Below are 434 nucleotides of genomic sequence, written 5' to 3'. Positions count from 1 at the left end.
CGCCCTCTACAGTACGATCGTTCCGAAGATCACCGGCTCGATGTTGTCGAGGTGGCCCTGCATCGCTACAGCGCGCCATGGACAAGCTCGAAGCCCTGCTGGACCGCCTCAAGGCCCGTCAACGCGAACTCATCATGCAGGCGGCCGCGTACGATACGATGCCGGCCGACAGTACGCTTAAGCGGATCGCTGAGCTGGAGAACGCCATTGCGGCAGTGGAGGCAGTGGCCGACGAAGAACGGCGGCGGTAGCGCCGGACAATCCCAGCACGCCGCAGCGCAACAACGATTTTCGTTGCCACCTACGTAGTTCCCCTGTCAGAACGTCTTCAACAATAATCGAAGGGGGGAGTCCAGCAATGTCTATATCTTTCGATGCGATGATCCTGCTCGGCGCTTTGTGGATCGCTGGTATTGTTGAGTTTGCAATCTGGT

1 protein-coding gene is annotated in these 434 nt (G+C 58.5%); it reads left to right on the top strand.

The window, feature by feature from the left end:
* Nucleotides 1-77: 77 nt before the first annotated feature.
* Nucleotides 78-251, top strand: coding sequence for a hypothetical protein (locus FV226_RS28310; protein ID WP_187278888.1), 174 nt, complete (start codon nt 78-80; stop codon nt 249-251).
* Nucleotides 252-434: the final 183 nt, after the last annotated feature.

This window comes from Methylobacterium sp. WL12, assembly GCF_008039475.1.
GTDB lineage: Bacteria > Pseudomonadota > Alphaproteobacteria > Rhizobiales > Beijerinckiaceae > Methylobacterium > Methylobacterium cerastii.
The sequence above is the reverse complement of the archived record's forward strand: the minus strand, read 5'-3'. Positions and strand labels throughout refer to the sequence as shown.

Excerpts from the sequence above, each read along its gene's own strand:
- FV226_RS28310 (WP_187278888.1), top strand. The coding sequence starts at position 78 with ATGGACAAGCTCGAAGCCCTGCTGGACCGCCTCAAGGCCCGTCAACGC.